The 16197-nt window shown below is 35.2% G+C and carries 13 protein-coding genes and 1 riboswitch; of the genes, 7 read left to right on the top strand and 6 right to left on the bottom strand.

Features of this window, described 5'->3' with window-relative positions; translation table 11 throughout:
* Positions 1-13: 13 nt before the first annotated feature.
* Together ACE38V_RS06280 and ACE38V_RS06285 are read right to left on the bottom strand one after the other, a co-directional pair.
* Positions 14-499 (bottom strand): chemotaxis protein CheW, encoded by a 486-nt coding sequence (locus tag ACE38V_RS06280; RefSeq protein ID WP_375840348.1) that lies wholly within the window; start codon positions 497-499, stop codon positions 14-16.
* A gap of 331 nt (positions 500-830) precedes the next feature.
* Positions 831-2849 (bottom strand): chemotaxis protein CheW, encoded by a 2019-nt coding sequence (locus ACE38V_RS06285; protein ID WP_375840349.1) that lies wholly within the window; start codon positions 2847-2849, stop codon positions 831-833.
* A 305-nt stretch (positions 2850-3154) separates the two neighbouring features.
* A riboswitch (cyclic di-GMP riboswitch) is annotated at positions 3155-3240 on the bottom strand.
* A gap of 335 nt (positions 3241-3575) precedes the next feature.
* Between ACE38V_RS06285 and ACE38V_RS06290 the strand changes: the two genes are divergently transcribed.
* The gene (locus tag ACE38V_RS06290; protein ID WP_375840350.1) at positions 3576-4820 is read left to right on the top strand and encodes an EAL and HDOD domain-containing protein; all 1245 of its coding nucleotides are present in this window, start codon (positions 3576-3578) and stop codon (positions 4818-4820) included.
* An 819-nt stretch (positions 4821-5639) separates the two neighbouring features.
* Here the strand turns inward: ACE38V_RS06290 and ACE38V_RS06295 are convergent.
* Positions 5640-6425: an HAD family hydrolase gene (locus ACE38V_RS06295; RefSeq protein WP_375840351.1), complete on the bottom strand. Its 786-nt coding sequence runs from the start codon at positions 6423-6425 to the stop codon at positions 5640-5642.
* 160 nt (positions 6426-6585) lie between these two features.
* On the opposite strand from ACE38V_RS06295, the gene ACE38V_RS06300 reads away from it, so the two are divergent.
* Complete coding sequence (locus ACE38V_RS06300) at positions 6586-7350, top strand: DeoR/GlpR family DNA-binding transcription regulator (RefSeq protein ID WP_375840352.1); 765 nt, start codon at positions 6586-6588, stop codon at positions 7348-7350.
* A 231-nt stretch (positions 7351-7581) separates the two neighbouring features.
* Here ACE38V_RS06300 and ACE38V_RS06305 read toward each other — a convergent pair whose 3' ends face one another.
* A complete protein-coding gene (locus tag ACE38V_RS06305) occupies positions 7582-8262 on the bottom strand; it encodes an N-acetylmannosamine-6-phosphate 2-epimerase (protein ID WP_375840450.1) in 681 nt (226 codons plus the stop codon).
* A 452-nt stretch (positions 8263-8714) separates the two neighbouring features.
* Between ACE38V_RS06305 and ACE38V_RS06310 the strand changes: the two genes are divergently transcribed.
* The gene (locus tag ACE38V_RS06310) at positions 8715-9743 is read left to right on the top strand and encodes a CdaR family transcriptional regulator (RefSeq protein ID WP_375840353.1); all 1029 of its coding nucleotides are present in this window, start codon (positions 8715-8717) and stop codon (positions 9741-9743) included.
* Positions 9744-9781: 38 nt separating this feature from the next.
* Here the strand turns inward: ACE38V_RS06310 and ACE38V_RS06315 are convergent, their stop codons facing one another.
* Together ACE38V_RS06315 and ACE38V_RS06320 are read right to left on the bottom strand one after the other, a co-directional pair.
* Positions 9782-10918, bottom strand: a complete 1137-nt coding sequence (locus tag ACE38V_RS06315; protein ID WP_375840354.1) for a glycerate kinase family protein — start codon at positions 10916-10918, stop codon at positions 9782-9784.
* Between the two features lie 18 nt (positions 10919-10936).
* Positions 10937-12238: a GntP family permease gene (locus ACE38V_RS06320; protein ID WP_375840355.1), complete on the bottom strand. Its 1302-nt coding sequence runs from the start codon at positions 12236-12238 to the stop codon at positions 10937-10939.
* 860 nt (positions 12239-13098) lie between these two features.
* Between ACE38V_RS06320 and ACE38V_RS06325 the strand changes: the two genes are divergently transcribed.
* The 4 genes from ACE38V_RS06325 to ACE38V_RS06340 are packed head-to-tail and all read left to right on the top strand — an operon-like array spanning position 13099 to position 16065.
* Positions 13099-14217 (top strand): helix-turn-helix domain-containing protein, encoded by a 1119-nt coding sequence (locus tag ACE38V_RS06325; RefSeq protein WP_375840356.1) that lies wholly within the window; start codon positions 13099-13101, stop codon positions 14215-14217.
* Positions 14217-14408 (top strand): PLD nuclease N-terminal domain-containing protein, encoded by a 192-nt coding sequence (locus ACE38V_RS06330; RefSeq protein ID WP_375840357.1) that lies wholly within the window; start codon positions 14217-14219, stop codon positions 14406-14408. Before ACE38V_RS06325 ends, ACE38V_RS06330 begins: the two co-directional genes overlap by 1 nt.
* Positions 14405-15289, top strand: coding sequence for an ABC transporter ATP-binding protein (locus tag ACE38V_RS06335; protein WP_375840358.1), 885 nt, complete (start codon positions 14405-14407; stop codon positions 15287-15289). The genes ACE38V_RS06330 and ACE38V_RS06335 overlap by 4 nt, the downstream gene beginning before the upstream one ends.
* Positions 15286-16065: an ABC transporter permease gene (locus tag ACE38V_RS06340; RefSeq protein ID WP_375840359.1), complete on the top strand. Its 780-nt coding sequence runs from the start codon at positions 15286-15288 to the stop codon at positions 16063-16065. Before ACE38V_RS06335 ends, ACE38V_RS06340 begins: the two co-directional genes overlap by 4 nt.
* The last annotated feature ends 132 nt before the right edge of the window (positions 16066-16197 follow it).

A 16197-nucleotide genomic window follows, 5' to 3' on the forward strand; every position in this document is an offset into this window, starting at 1 on the left:
TCCTCCTGTTTGTTTAAATATGAAGCAATTGTTCTGAAACTTCATCGTGTAGTAGCTTGTCACAATTTAATAACAGTTTGACTTCACTTCCAACCTTCCCAATTCCCATTACATACTTATTTGAACCCTGATTTATTTCTGGCGGTAACACAATTTCCTCCGGTGCAATCGTCAAAACCTCTGAAACACTGTCAACTATGAGGCCGATTGATAATTCCTTCACATCGATAACGATAATACAAGTTCGATCATTATATTCTCTAAAATCCTTTTTAAATCGTAATCGAACATCCATAACTGGAATGATTTTCCCTCTTAGATTGATGATTCCACGAATATAATCTGGTACCTCTGGAACTTCGGTAATTTGCTGGATTCCAATAATTTCGGTAACGTGTTTGATATCGATACCATAAAATTCATTTTCCAAGACAAAGGTCAAAAACTTATCTACTTGATTGTCTTCCTCATATTCTTCATGTTGTAAAACATTTGACATGTTCTTCTCACCCTTCGTTAATTATCTAGTAGTACCTTTTATCCCACTCTTAACGGACAGTAAGACTCCCGCTTCAAGATTATGAGAATACGAAGAAGATAAGTGGGAGATCAACTGTCCGTAAAGGTCCGACGACGGACAGGAGGTCCTAGTCAGGCGAAGCCACAGGACGTGGCGTTATGAGCGCGATAAGTGAAATAAGATTTTTCTTTGGGCTTCAGCCCTTAGAAAAATCAATCAGGCTCTGCGTGTCTAACCATCAGTGGGGGATGGATGACAGACTCTAAAAGCGCGACGTCCTGTGCGTCGAAAACCCCCACTGATGGAAGTTTCACTTTATGAGTCCTGAAATATCAAGGATAAGGCTAATGCTACCATCACCAAGTAAGGTGCATCCTGTAATGCCTTTCACCTGACTTATTTTTTTTATATAATCTGGCAATGATTTAACAACGACCTGCTGTTGACCAAGAAGTTCATCTGCAAAAAGGCATACATACTTGCCTTCTTGTTCTGCCATAATCAAAACACCTTCGTCTAGGTTCGTTACATCTCCTCGAATACCGTAGCACTCATGTAATCGAAGAATAGGATAGCATTGTCCTCTAACCATAATCATCTCATTTCCCTCAGGGTCAGTGATGATATCCCCTTTTGCTGGACGGAACGATTCTTTAATGGCTGTTGTTGGCAAAGTATAACGTGACTTTCCTACTCTTATATTCATGCCGTCAATAATAGCAAGTGTAAGGGGAATTCGTATGATGATTGTGGTTCCTTTGTCAATCTCGCTATCTATTGTCACAGTACCGCCTACCGTCCCAATGTTTTTTGTGACGACATCCATTCCAACACCACGGCCACTGAATTCAGTGATTTGATCCTTTGTAGAGAATCCCGGTAAGAAGATAAGATTATAGATTTCCCGATCGCTCATTTCGCTTTCATTTTTATGAAGCAAATGATTCTCTTTTGCTCTATTGATGAGTTTTTCTTTATTTAGTCCCCGACCATCATCTCTCACAAAAATTAACACTTCATTTCCAGCATTTTTTGCCTTAAGTGTCAGTGTTCCTAACTTCGGTTTTCCTTTTTCCATTCTTTCTTTACAACTTTCAATCCCATGGTCAAGCGAGTTGCGAACAATGTGCATGAGCGGATCTGAGATGTGTTCAATAATATTTTTATCCACCTCAGTATCTTCACCAATGAGTTCTAACTGCACTTCCTTTTGAAGCTTTTTACTCATATCTCTTACGATGCGATTCATTTTTTGGAAAGTATTCGTTAATGGTACCATTCGTATTGACATTACTTTATCTTGGATTTCATCTGTAATCTTCTTTAAATGCCTTGCTGCTTTCGTAAATTGTTCTAGTTCAAGACCGACTAGATCAGGATTTTGAGTCACCATCGATTCTGCAATGACGAGCTCTCCTACTAAATCCATAAGTTCATCCAGTTTCAAAACATTAACGCTTAAAAAACTCGACTGATAGGCTGCATTCCTACCATTTCCCTTAATTGAACTATTTTTTTGGGGGGATTCGCCTACTGACATCTCTGATACAGGGCTCATTATAGTTTTATCTATTTCCTTTAATTCAAGAGACTGTACATAGGAAACTTGACTAAACAACTCTTCCATTTCCTCATATATCTTGTCTGTATGAATAAAAAGATGAAGTCCATTTTGGCGAATCAAATCGACAGTATCAAAATTTGTCTCCAAATCTTCTGGTGTAAATGTCAGTTCGTGAATTTCTTCCTTTAATTGGTGAATGATTTGGAATGCACGTACATCTTCCATTCCCCCACAATCCTCTAAGCGAACTGTAGCAACATACTCTTTTAATGCAGAAGAATTACTAGTTTGTTCTTTATCAATATTAGTGACATGAGTAGAATCCTGTTCGCTTAATTGATCATGATAAGCACTTCTTAATTTCAAACTTTTCAAAAAATTATTTGCTTGTTCTATTATCTGTGTAGAATCTCCGTCTACAGGGTCACAGTGCTTTACTTTCTCTATCTCAACCTTTATAAAATCCACTCCATCAAGCATGAGGTCCGTAAGCTGAGTATGATCCTCGATTCTCATCTTTTCCTCACGAAGAAGAGAAAATAAGTCCTCAAGTACATGAGCTAGTGATGCAATATTGTTAAACGACATCATACTGGATGAACCCTTAATCGTATGCATGATACGAAAAATATCATTTATCATTTCTGTTGAATATACGCCTGCCTCTTCGCACTTCAAAATCACTTCTTCAAGTTGTTCTAGCATCTGCGAAGATTCAAAAATATAAATCTCTAAAATAGAATCATCCACAAATTGATCCGACATATATCTCCCCTCCGATTCATGTTTTTTATTTCTCCTCAAGATATCGGATAATCAAGAGTAAAAGTATCATATCGTTAAATATTTCCAAGTCATTAAAGAAAAGCGCCAACTCCTTGCTAAGCGGCGTTGGCCTGGAGTTCTCCATCTGAGATAAGGAAACACGAAGAGCCGAAGACGATTCGATGTTGATTTATCGTAAGGCGGAGAGCGAAGGACACTAGGCGCTGGAGCTAGACAATTCTCTAAGTTCAAAGATATAAATTATGACACTAAAAATATGAATAGCCCTTTAAGAAACTTAGCTATTCGATAACCTGTCAACCATAGCAATATTTGCTTTAGGCACATGGCTTTGTGTCCTCAACTTTCGTCGAGTTTGTATCGTAACTTTTTGATTATATTAGTTGATTTTTTGAAAAGCTTACTAGAATTTGATTGAAATCCTCATTTGTTAGGATGTAGGTAAATGGATCTATTCCACATGACAAAAGTCTCATTAGCAGAATGATATAATTATCATATATTTATTCCTAATATTAACTTTAATGTTGAATATGTCTAATATGATTAATAACTTTCACCCACCGTCTAGTACCACTGATGTATACTTATTGTTCCAAATGAAACAAGATTTGCACCAATTAGTGCATACTTGCAAACTTGAATTTTTATTAGAACTATTTTACTATATATTTTTTTACCTAGATTTAATCGGAGGTTATAAAAATGGAGGTTTTTGTGGCAAAACAACCGATTTTCACAAAGAATCAAGAACTTTTTGCTTATGAATTACTGTATCGGAGCAATCGAGTAAATACATTTCCCGAAATCAATGGCGATGAGGCCACAACAGAAGTCATTATTAATAGTTTTTTAAATATTGGTATTGATGAACTTATGAATAGTAAGCCATGTTTTATTAATTTTACTGAGAAATTGCTTCAATTAAAACTTCCAACTTATTTCAGACCACATGAGATTGTTGTAGAAATTTTAGAGACAGTTGAGTTCAATCAGGAGATTTTAGATATATGTAAAGAACTAAAGGAATTAGGATATCGAATTGCTCTTGATGATTTTATCTTGAATAAAAACAATCCATTTTCCTATCAAATAATACAATTTGCCGATATTATTAAGGTTGATTTTATGCAAACTACAGAAGAAATGAGGCGACCTATAGAAGAACTAGGTTTAAAATCAAATATTAAATTACTCGCTGAAAAAATAGAAACTGAGTATGAATTTATTGCTGCGAAAAATAGAGGCTACGACTATTTCCAAGGTTATTTTTTTTCAAAACCCATCATATTGGCTACACATGATATACCTAGTTATTTTCATTCTTATTTTGAAATTCTAACTCATTTATCACAAGACGAGCCAAATATCGATCTTATTACCCAATTAATAGAACAAAATTTATCATTATCGTACAAACTTCTTAAGTTAGTTAATTCACAGGCATTCCGTCCAAAACATAAAATTAACTCCATTCGACAAGCTATCGTACTTCTAGGACTTATAGAAATAAAAAAATGGATCTATATACTAGCTTTTAGAGAACAATCAAAAGCAAAAATTGGTCTATCGAATGAATTAATTAGCCTGAGCTTCACAAGAGCAAAAATGTGTGAGTACTTTGCTTTTCAAAAAAATAAAAAATTAGAAGCCCCTTCCTATTTTATGACAGGTATGTTTTCCTTAATCGATACATTGCTGGGCATTCCAATTGAGAAGATTTTAAGTGATTTACCTCTTCATGAAAATATTTGTGATGCCTTAAAAGGGGTTACTAATCCTATGAGAGATGCTCTAGATTTATGTATTTATATTGAAATAGGCGATTGGCAAAATGTTAGTGAGAGATGTAATGAATTAGAAGTTGATGGAATCGAATTCCTTCGATACTATAACGAAGCAATCAATTGGGCTAATAAAATTATGAAATTTGAAATTAAAAGTAACTAGATAATTAATATGAACTTTAACTCGGATAAAGGATTTTATTTGTCTATGTCTAATATAGTTCATACTTAATATTGAAGATATTTATCAAGCAATCAATTGTTAAGAACATCCTTTCATTCATTTGATGAACCTCGTGTGATCAAGGTGATAGAAGTAGAGATAATAAAAACCCATATTGACGAATCTATTTTACTGGAAGGAAAAAAAATTATATTGATCCTGAAAAACGGAAGCCTCTTATCATGAACTTCTGTGACTTTTTTAATTTAGGAGATAAAATACACCCTTTCCAGCTAGCAAAACCATTTATTTCTCAATATGACAATGATTAAAAAGATGAAGACTGTATCTCTTGAAGTGTTAGCGAAAAATACAGTAATAAAGGCAAGACCGATTTAAAAAATCAGACTTGCCTTTTTTTCCTTGACTAACTATGTTGTTGTCTTCTGAGCCTATCTCCCATAATTAAATTCGGCCAAATTAAATTTGGAGCTTTATCAAACCGATAAAGCTCCTTTTTCTTTTAAAATAATGTTCTAACTGGAGTATTAAACATACCCGCATTATTTTTAGCAAAAAACTAAATGGCCGCTTTCATACGTCTTTATCTAAAGTTACTTCTATTCTCAACTTTACCACTATTTGTGGTACGTTTCACCGCACCCATTTTAAGAGCAGTTTTTTCATTTTTACTTTCGTCTAGTTCTAACCATTCGGTGAGCAATTTCATATAGGTTCTTATTTGTTTTACCATTATAAATTCTATAAAGATTAGTATTTGGATACACCTGTTTTACCAGATATATCCAGGAATCTATATTATAAAATAAACTTTTCTATTTCTAAAGCTACTCCATCATTTTTCACCGTATCTGTAATTTTTTTTGCATAATTTTTTACATAATCATCCGCATTTCCCATTGCTATTCCACAACCTACTGTAGATAACATCTCAATATCGTTTTTTCCATCACCAAAAGCATAACTATTTTCTAAGGGAATATTCAAATAATCCAGCACTTTTAATATTCCTGTAGCTTTTGAGTTTGTTTTTGAATATATTTCAAAATGACGTTTCTCTACATCATGCATATAATTGTATTCACCATTTCCTAAAGATGAACAATACTCTAATCCTTTTGTATCACAACATAACATTTCAATTTTATATATGTCTATTTCCTCATGATTAAAATTACCTTCTAAATATGTTTTAGGTATATGATATGAATCATAAAATGAATGTAATTTTTTATATTCATTTTTTATATATGAATAAATTTCCCCCTGCAAAATATACTGAATATTGTGCTGATCAAAATTATATACCAACTCTTTGACAAAATCTTTCTTCATGGGCTCCTTATATATGCATTTTTCTTTGACTTTTACATATGATCCATTAGTAAGGACAAGACCATCAAATCCAAAATTAAGGATAGCCTCATTTAAAAAAGCATATGGTCTGCCTGATGCAATAAAAACAGAATCACCATTCGCTTGCAATGCACGTATAGCCTTTTTTACTCTTGGTGTAATATCTATGATTCCATTTAAACAGTCTAATAAAGTTCCATCAATATCGAAAAATATTGCCTTTTTCATAATTCCAACAGTCCTCCACTTTTAAACATTCCTATTTTGTTTCGTTTTATCTCATTTAATCACATTTTATATCATTTACTCCTATTCAATCAACAATTTAATTGATTTTTATCTTATTGTTGCTAAAATGGAATTAAATGAGAATCAATTGGAGGAACCTATGTTTATTGAAGAAAGGCACAAGCATATATTAGAGCGGTTAAAAAAGGACGGAAAAGTATTAGTAAAAGATTTAAGTAAACAATTTAAAGTAAGTGAAAGTATGATCAGAAAAGATCTTCGCGTTTTAGAGAGAAACAACTTATTACAGCGTACTTATGGCGGGGCAATTAATATAAATCGTACGATTACAAATGCAGAGAGTTTCTTTAAAAGAGTTGAAAATATTTCAGATTTAAAAGGAACTATAGCTAAAAAAGCATATGAGCTAATTAAAGATAAGGATACAATCTTTTTAGATTCATCAAGTATTTCCTATTTCCTTACAAAACTGCTTATACAAAATCCCAAAAATATTACTCTTATAACAAATATGGTTGAAATATCATCACTTCTTCACTTAGATTTAAAGATGCAAGTAATTTTTATTGGAGGAGATTTTAATCCTTTTGTAGGTGGAAATATAGGTTCAGTTGCCAATGAACAAATTAAGCTTTATCGCTGCAATAAAACATTTTTAGGTTGTAGTGGAATAGATCTTAGTGACGGAAGTGTTAGTACTGGCGTCTCCGAGGATTCAGGTACTAAAAAGGCAATTATGAGTATATCCAAAGAATTGTACCTAATGGCGCCAAATGAGAGATTCAATCTATATGGAATTTTTAATTTTTCAAATATAGCAGATTTCCATGGTATTATTACTGAAACTACACCCAAAGATGCAATAATGACTTTGCTGAAACAATACGATGTGAATTTAATTTAAAACAGTGTAATACTGCAATCTCTGGCTACATTATGACCAGTAGCCTAAAATAAATGTTCTAAGAAATGCTTAGCGGTTCCAACACAAAGCATTCCTTAGAACATACTGCCATTTTGATGTATAAGAGACTGTCAACATTAGTATTATCAATATATTATGATACGGTTCATCGCACTATCTAAGTGGAGTTTTTCTTATCATCACTATATGTTTCACACGATCAAACTTCTTTTATTCTGAAATTTGTGCCGCAAACCGAGCCGTAATTTGCTGCGGACGTGTAATCGCGCCTCCAACGACTGCCGCATGTGCCCCTATTTCAAGGACTCTTTTTAGCATTTCAGGGGTGATGATATTGCCCTCAGCAATGACTGGAATCGACACTTCTTTTAAAACATCTTTTAAAAAGGCAAAGTCATTATCATATAGTTTACGGTCACTTGATTCTTTTGTATACCCTAAAAGGGTCGTTCCCACACAATCAAACCCTATCTTTTCAGCATTTATGGCATCCTCAATGGATGCAATATCCGCCATAAGCTCCACGGTTGGTTTTTTTCCCCGAGCATAGGAAACAAGCTCCACAAGTGAAAGATTTCCCGGACGTTTTCTCATGGTAGCATCCAAGGCAATCATTTCACAGCCGCTTTCAATTAATTCATCCATTTCTCTTTTTGTTGCCGTGATATAGATTTCACTGTCTTCGTAATCCCTTTTCACAATACCGATGACAGGAAGTGAAACCTCCTCTTTAATGGCAATAATATCCTCTTTTGTATTTGCCCGAATTCCGGTGGCACCGCCTTCTTTTGCCGCCAGAGCCATTTTCCCCATGATATAAGAACTGTGAAGGGGCTCATCGTCCAATGCCTGGCAGGAAACAACTAAACGGCCTTTAATTTCATCCAGCATCTTATTCACCTACCATTCTTCTACTTCATTTTTGATAATGGTTACCTCAGGTATTGCAGGACTTTTAATAACGATAAGTAAAAATGAGCCAAAAAAATACTCTATTTATGGTAAGGTTCACCTTAGTACATCTAAATGAGGTATTTCCCTGATTTTATCCTTTTATAATCTATCCATAGTTATACTGAAGATGGCTAACATTTTTATTATTTTTTGGAAGAGAAGCTTTAAGGGGATGGAAGAGATGAGAAACCCAAAAAAGAGAAAAGGTGTTCCTCTCTTCGTCAAAACTTCACTGGGTCTTTTAGTAATTGAACCAGACATGCCTCAAGCGTTTTACCTTCTACCATTTTTTTAATATCTTCTCGTATTGTTTTCGTTTATATATTTATTTTTCGGAGTTATATAGTGATAATATAATTTATACAAGTGATAATCAAGGAGCAATAGCTATGTATGAATTGACACAAAATCTGGCTCAAAACATTGTTAATAAAATGATGAAAGATATTCCTTTTAATATTAATATAATGGATAAAACAGGCGTTATTATCGGGAGTGGAAATAAAGAAAGGATTGGTACAGTGCACCAAGGGGCGGTGGCTGCCATAAAACAAAAGAAAATAATAGAAATTAAAAAGGATGAAGAGTTCGTAAAAAAGGGTATTAACTTGCCAATCGAATTGAATGATACCATTATCGGAGTGGTAGGTATCAGCGGCGAGGTTAAGGAAACAAGACCATTCGCTAACCTTGTTAAGTCTGCAGTTATTTTATTAATCGAACAAAGCATTTCACTGAAAAAGGAGAATCTGGAAAAGAACTTAAAACAGGAGTTTTTTAACTTAATTACAGATCCAGAAACAATATTTACGAAAGAAATTACTGACAAGGCATTAAACTATGGTATCAGGATAAATAAACCTTCCCAAATCGTGTATGTGGAATTTCCTTATAAGATTGATAAGGAAATCCTTAATAATTTTCCTTCCTTTAAAACATCCAATCATTCGTATTGTATTATAGTTCAGGAAGCTAATAAGATTGAATTACTGCAACAGCAGATTGAAAAACAATTTCCAGATGCTTTCATTTCCATTAGCAAAATGAATGATAAAATTTCTGAGGGAATCTTGCAGGCCAAATCAGCTATGCGAGTATTGAAGGGTGTTTTTTTAAATGAAAAAGTCATTTCCTATTCGAGATGTGAATTCATCGCTGATATGGCCGAATTCCAAAGGAAAAATTTAAAAGCAGAAATGCAAGTCAATTTACTTGATAAAAATGATGAATTGATAAAAACTTTGCAGGTTTATCTAAGCTGTAACTTGAACACCAATGAAACTGCCAACCGGCTCATTATCCACAGAAATACATTGAATTACAGATTAAACAGGATTTGTAAAATTACCGGCAAAGATCCAAAGAATATATTGGAACTCGTGGAACTAATCTTTATACTTATTAATCGGATGAAATGAAAAACAACACACCAATATCTGATGTGTTGTTTTTCATTTTATTTTAATAAACGAGCGATGCTTTCGGATGTGCGGCTAACATTTTCCTTGCCTTTTACGAGCAAAGTATCAATATCTGCCGCTCCCGGAACTATGCCAAAAATGGCGTCAAAACCTTCATCATATAAAGTTTCAACATCCTGCCCAACATAGCCTGCTAGTGCAATTACTTTAATGCCACTGTTAACACTTTTGGCTGCCTGGGCAACTCCGTAAGGGGCCTTTCCAAATTTTGTTTGGAAATCGATGCCGCCTTCGCCTGTAAAGCAATAATCCACATTTTGCAGCTTTTCTTTTAAATTTGTATACTCGATAACAATTTCAATTCCTTTTTTCATTTTGGAATTAGTAAATGCAAGCAATCCTCCGCCAAGACCGCCAGCAGCACCAGCACCAGGTACATCTATTATGTCGATTCCAATCTGCTCTTTTACGATTTTAGCATAGTGCCTTAAATTACAATCTAAAATTTGAACCATTTCAGGAGTCGCACCCTTTTGAGGACCAAAAACAGCTGATGCACCTCGTTCTCCGCACAATGGATTCGTTACGTCTGATGCAACCAAAATTTTAATATTTTTTAATTCAGGAAGCACATTAAATGTATCAATCGTATCGAGATCCCCTAAATAACCGCCCCCTAACGGCAACTCTTTTCCGCTTTTATCCAAGAATTTATATCCTAGTGCTGCTGCCATTCCAGTACCACCATCATTCGTAGCACTTCCACCGATTCCTAGGATAATATCCGTAATACCTTGTTCAATACAAGCTCTAATTAATTCTCCAGTTCCAAAGGTAGTTGTAATTAAAGGATTTTTTGTTTCTTTCGTAATATAATGAATTCCACTGGCTGATGCCATTTCAATAACACCTGTCTTGCCATCTCCGAGAATTCCATATTGTGCCATTACTGGTGTGCCAAGTGGACCGGTAACTTCTTTCTTTATCAATGTGCCCCCAGTTGCATCTACCAGTGACTGGACGGTACCCTCACCGCCATCTGCCATTGGTACATGAATGCATATAGCATCCGTAATAGCTCTTTTTATGCCGATTTCCATTGCTTCGCAAACTTCCTTTGCCGTCATGCTTTCTTTAAATGAATCAGGTGCCAACAAAAATGTTTTCCCCATTCTATATACTCCTATCTTTTATAAAATAAATCCGTATAGTACTACCGCTACAATCGTCATTGTTATACCTACTATACTTTCAAATGCGACAACCTTCATTCTGTCTTTCATGCTCATGTTCATTGCATTACGTGTAACATGGAAGTAAGTTCCGTGTGGCAGATGGTCGATCACCGTAGCTCCAGCATGAGTCATAACTGCAGCTGCCAAAGGTGCAACCCCTGTATTTAAAATCGCATCAGAGAAAGAACCAGTTGCTAAAATAACACCTGTTGATGTGGAAGCAGTTGCTGCTGCCATTAATATACCTGCAATTGGAGCAAGGAACGTTCCAGAAAGTCCAGAAGTCTCAACTAAAGCAACAACTTGTTCAGGCAGGTCTGATACAGTAATTAAACCACCTATCGCACCTGCACCAATAATGATCAGAATGGTTGGCGTCATTCGATTTAGCCCAGCTGTACAATAATCCAACAGTTGCTTTTTCTTACCAAGTGCCAAGGCACCCACTACACCTGCAAACGGCAGGATAAACAATGAATCTATTTTAAATTTCGCAAGCGCATCAATACCTATCATCGAACCGATTGGACTAATCATCAATAAAACAATCGCGATAGCAGGAGTTACCAAAGCTTTTGATAAGGCAGGAAGATTTGTGGAGCTGGCCTGCTCTAATTCGGCAGCTTCAGCATCTGTTACTTTTGAACCTTTAAACTTAATTATAGATGCAATAATAACCGTAACAACTACTCCAAGAATTGCAGGAACAAGTCCACCAATCATGACTTGGTTAACGTCAAGATTGAAACCGCCCGCTGCTGCAATGGTATTCGGGTTAGGAGATATTATGTTACCTGCTTTACCGCCACCTGACAATGCAACCAGCAACGCCACTTTTGAATATCCCATTTTGTTACCTACAGATAATGCAATTGGTGCAACAATCAATACCGCAACTGGAATGAATACCCCTACTGCCGTGATGATCATAGTAGCAAGTGCAAGTGACAGCATTGTCTTTGTCCCGCCAAGTTTATCTACAATCGCTTTCGCAATACTTTCCGCTGCACCAGATTCCATCATGACACCAGCAAAAATACCTGCAGCGATAATACGAATAACTGTCCCCTGTACACTTTCTGTTCCTGTAATTAGGATTGAAATTGCATCAGCAAAGTTCGCTCCTCCAATGAAAGCGCCAACAATTGCCCCCAAAATTAATGAATAAGTTGGCGCCAACTTAAACAATATCAAAATAATTGCCAGCGCAAGACCACTTAACGCGCCAATCCAGCTAATATCTATGGCTGTTGTCATATTACTTCCTCCTAGTTGTTATATGAATCATTTTTCTATGAAAGGTGCTTTTATCTTTCTTGAATTGGAAATTCATTTAATTTGTAAATCTAATTGATTTATTAAGAGTTTGCACAATAATTCATTTCAGGTCTTTGCAGACTCTTCGTTTTCTATCTACTGGTGACCGCATTTTAAACGCTTTCATAAAAGCCCTTTCATTTAACTACACCTTCATTTTAGTTTGATAATGCTCCTCTAACAATTGATAATTCGACAAATAATATTGTGCATATGCACTAAACAACGAGTTTTTAATCGGAATTTAAAATAAGAAAGCAGTAATATCAAGCGCTAGGCGTAAAATGCCTATTTATTTACATAAAATCGGGTTAGTTTTAAATATGTATATTTTGTTACGAGCAAAGAATAGGAAAGCTAAAATTTCGCCAAATTACTCCAACTGCTAAAAGTACAAGTACAGGACCAAGTACGAAAAATGTAATAAGTGGGAATGAAACTGATAAAAATTGAGTTCAGTAAACACTTCATTTCACCCCCATTTCTTCTTCAATTTTCTCTTTTACAAGACGGCAAGTATTGTGCAGACTTTTCTGGTTAGGAAACACAAACTTTATATTTTTCTAAATTAAGCCACTATAAAACGGTAGATTAATTGACATAAAATAACCTCATTTACTTATGGTACGGTTCACCGTGATGAATCTAAGTGAGGTTAACAATATTAAATTTAGATCGCATTTTTAGCTCCTTTTACGAAAGTCAACTTGTAGTTGACAAAAGTACCAAAATGTAACTTATATTCGCTACTAAATCAGCTATTTTTACATTATAGTTAGAGTAAGAGGAGATGACCTGAGATGGAACACTTTCAATTTTCAACCATGTTTGCGAATCGTCGAAAAGAACTAAAGGCCACTCAAGAACAAATTGCCGAATATGTAGGGGTATCGAGGGCAGCCGTTTCCAAATGGGAAAAGGGGCAAAGCTATCCTGATATTACGTTATTGCCAAAATTGGCAACATACTTCAACATTTCCATCGATACATTATTAGGATACAAACCTCAATTGACAAAGGAACAAATCAGCCGAATATATTCACAACTGGCACAGCAATTCTCTGAAAAGACATTTGATCAAGTGGAAAAATCAATAGAGGAGCTTTTAAATGAATATTATTCTTGTTTTCCATTTGTTCTTAAAATGGCACAACTGTATTTAAATTACTTTCCAAAGTCTACTGACCAACAATCCACTCTGGAACGTATCTTGCAGCTTTGTTCAAGAGTAAAAACTTTAAGCGGAGATTTCTCATTAGTAAATGAAGCAACGATGTTGGAAGCCCTCGTATATTTACAACTAGGGAAGCCAGAAGAGGTATTAGCATTACTAGGAAAGGATGTCCAAATACAACTCGGCGCAGATCATCTTATTTCTACAGCACATACCATGCTCGGCAATTCAGAAAAAGCAAAAGAAATTATTCAAATCAGCTATTATCAAAATTTAATGCAGCTCATATCAAATGCAACGGAAGTTTTAATGCTCGAATTGGAAAATATAGATTATTTAGATGAAACGATTTATAAAATTCAAGAACTCATACGACTGTTTGATTTAGAGAATCTAAATTTTAATGCTGTACTTATTTTTTATTATAGGGCAGCAACCGTTTATACTATGAAAGGTCAATTTGACCAGGCAATAGAAATGCTCCAGAATTACGTAAAACTTTGTAAAAAAATTCAGTTTTCTATTAAGCTAAAGGGAAATTCCTACTTCTATTTATTGTCACAATGGATTGAAAACACATCACAACTAAGCAGTGAAGCACCTCGGGATGAACAATCGATCAAAAGGGATTTAGTTCATTCGATTGTACAAAATCCTGCATTTGATGCTTTAAAAGAACAATCAAGCTATAAAGAGATGATTCGTAATTTGGCCGATCATTTAAAAGTAGAGGTGAATTTATAATGGCAGCTATCAATTGGGCGTTAGTCGCCCCATTAATTGCTATTGAAGCTATTTTGCTTATTGTTGCACTAATCGATTTAGCACGTATTCATGCAACAAACGGTCCAAAATGGGTTTGGGCTATTGTGATCATATTCGTCAGTATCATTGGACCGATTCTTTACTTTATTTTTGGGAGAAAAACCTCATGATTACAGTGCAGCATCTAACGAAGGTTTTTGGTACAGAAAAGGTAGTATCAGATTTGTCATTCACACTTGAAGCAGGTACTTCCACAGCATTAATTGGGCCCAATGGTGCTGGAAAAACGACCACTTTATCCATGCTAACCGGTTTACTAAAACCTACAAATGGATCTGTTAGCATGCAAAATGTACAAGATATTCGGAAGGAAATTGGATTTTTACCTCAATACCCCAATTTTTATCCTTGGTTAACTGCATTAGAATTTACCGAAATGACTGCAAAGCTAAACGGTGTACCAAATAGGGATGCAAAAAAACAAGCAGAAAGTGTATTAGATTTTGTTGGATTGAAGAACGATATGCTTAAAAAAACTGCAACCTTTTCAGGTGGGATGAAACAACGGCTTGGCATTGCTCAAGCCATCGTCCACAAACCAAATCTTCTTGTATTAGACGAACCCGTATCCGCTCTTGATCCAGTCGGAAGACGGGAAATGATAAATTTATTAAAACAATTGCAACAGCAATCAACAATTTTGTATTCTACACACATTTTAAATGACGCCGAGGAAATGACAGACCAGCTGCTCTTTTTAAAAAAAGGAAGATTAGTAGAGCAAGGTTCTTTAAAGAACATACGTGCAAAATTCGATTCATTCCGCTATAAGGTTCAATTTTCAAGTAAGGACGAGGCATTGCACTTTGCTTCCCAATCACCATTACCAACCGTAGTGGAAGACTATTATGTCTTTATCGAAATAAAAGGTAACTTTCCTACGATGCAGCAATTAATGTCCCAGCTCGTTGTTTTGCCATTTTCTATATTAAAAGTGGAACGAGTAACAATGACACTTGAAGAAATTTTTATGAAGGTGGTTGGACAATGAAAACTTTCACTGTACTACTTCAAAAAGAATTTCGTGAAAGCTGGCGAAGTTTTAAATTTTTGTGGATGCCATTACTATTTATTTTCCTAGGTATTTCAGATCCGTTAACGAATTATTATATGGAAGACATTTTAAACTCTGTCGGTAATTTACCAGAAGGGTTCTCTGTTACATTGCCAGATTATGCACCAATAGATATTCTGAAGGCTTCCACTGGACAATTCCAATCTATAGGCCTTATTGTGCTCGTCATCACGGCTGCTGGGATGATTAATCGCGAACGGCAAAACGGCACAGCAACCCTTATATATGTGAGGCCCATTTCCTTTATTGCCTTGTTTATGAGTAAATGGACTGTTGCAAGTATGTTGGGAATGCTCAGTGCTATTTTAGGCTATGCAGGCAGTATGTATTATACATCGATTTTATATGGTTCAGTAAATGCTATAGCATTTATTCAAATGGTCATGTCTTATTGTGTATGGATTTTATTTGCAACAGCTATTGCCCTTATGTTTAGCGCAATGTTTAAGACAGCACTTGCAACGACCTTCACCATTATTACTCTGCCAGTTGCCATTATGATTGAATCGTTGATCGGTAAATACTGGAACATCTCACCGTGGAAACTAGCTGATTACAGCGTTCAGTTAATGGCTGAAACTGGGAATGAATACTACTTGAAAACATTACTGTTAACCATTGCTCTAACGTTTTTAGCCATTATTCTCGGTATCCTGTTCACCCGGAAAAACTCTGGAACAACGAAAATTTAAAGGTAATTGGTAAGGTATATAAACTCCTTTTCCTGACTGAATACTTCTTTCTGACTAAAAAAACTGCCCTGATGACTATTGTTGGGCAGTTTTCTATTATATTTTTACGGGTATCACTCAACATCACAGCAT

It is taken from the genome of Cytobacillus sp. Hz8 (assembly GCF_042263505.1).
GTDB lineage: Bacteria > Bacillota > Bacilli > Bacillales > Cytobacillaceae > Bacillus_BE.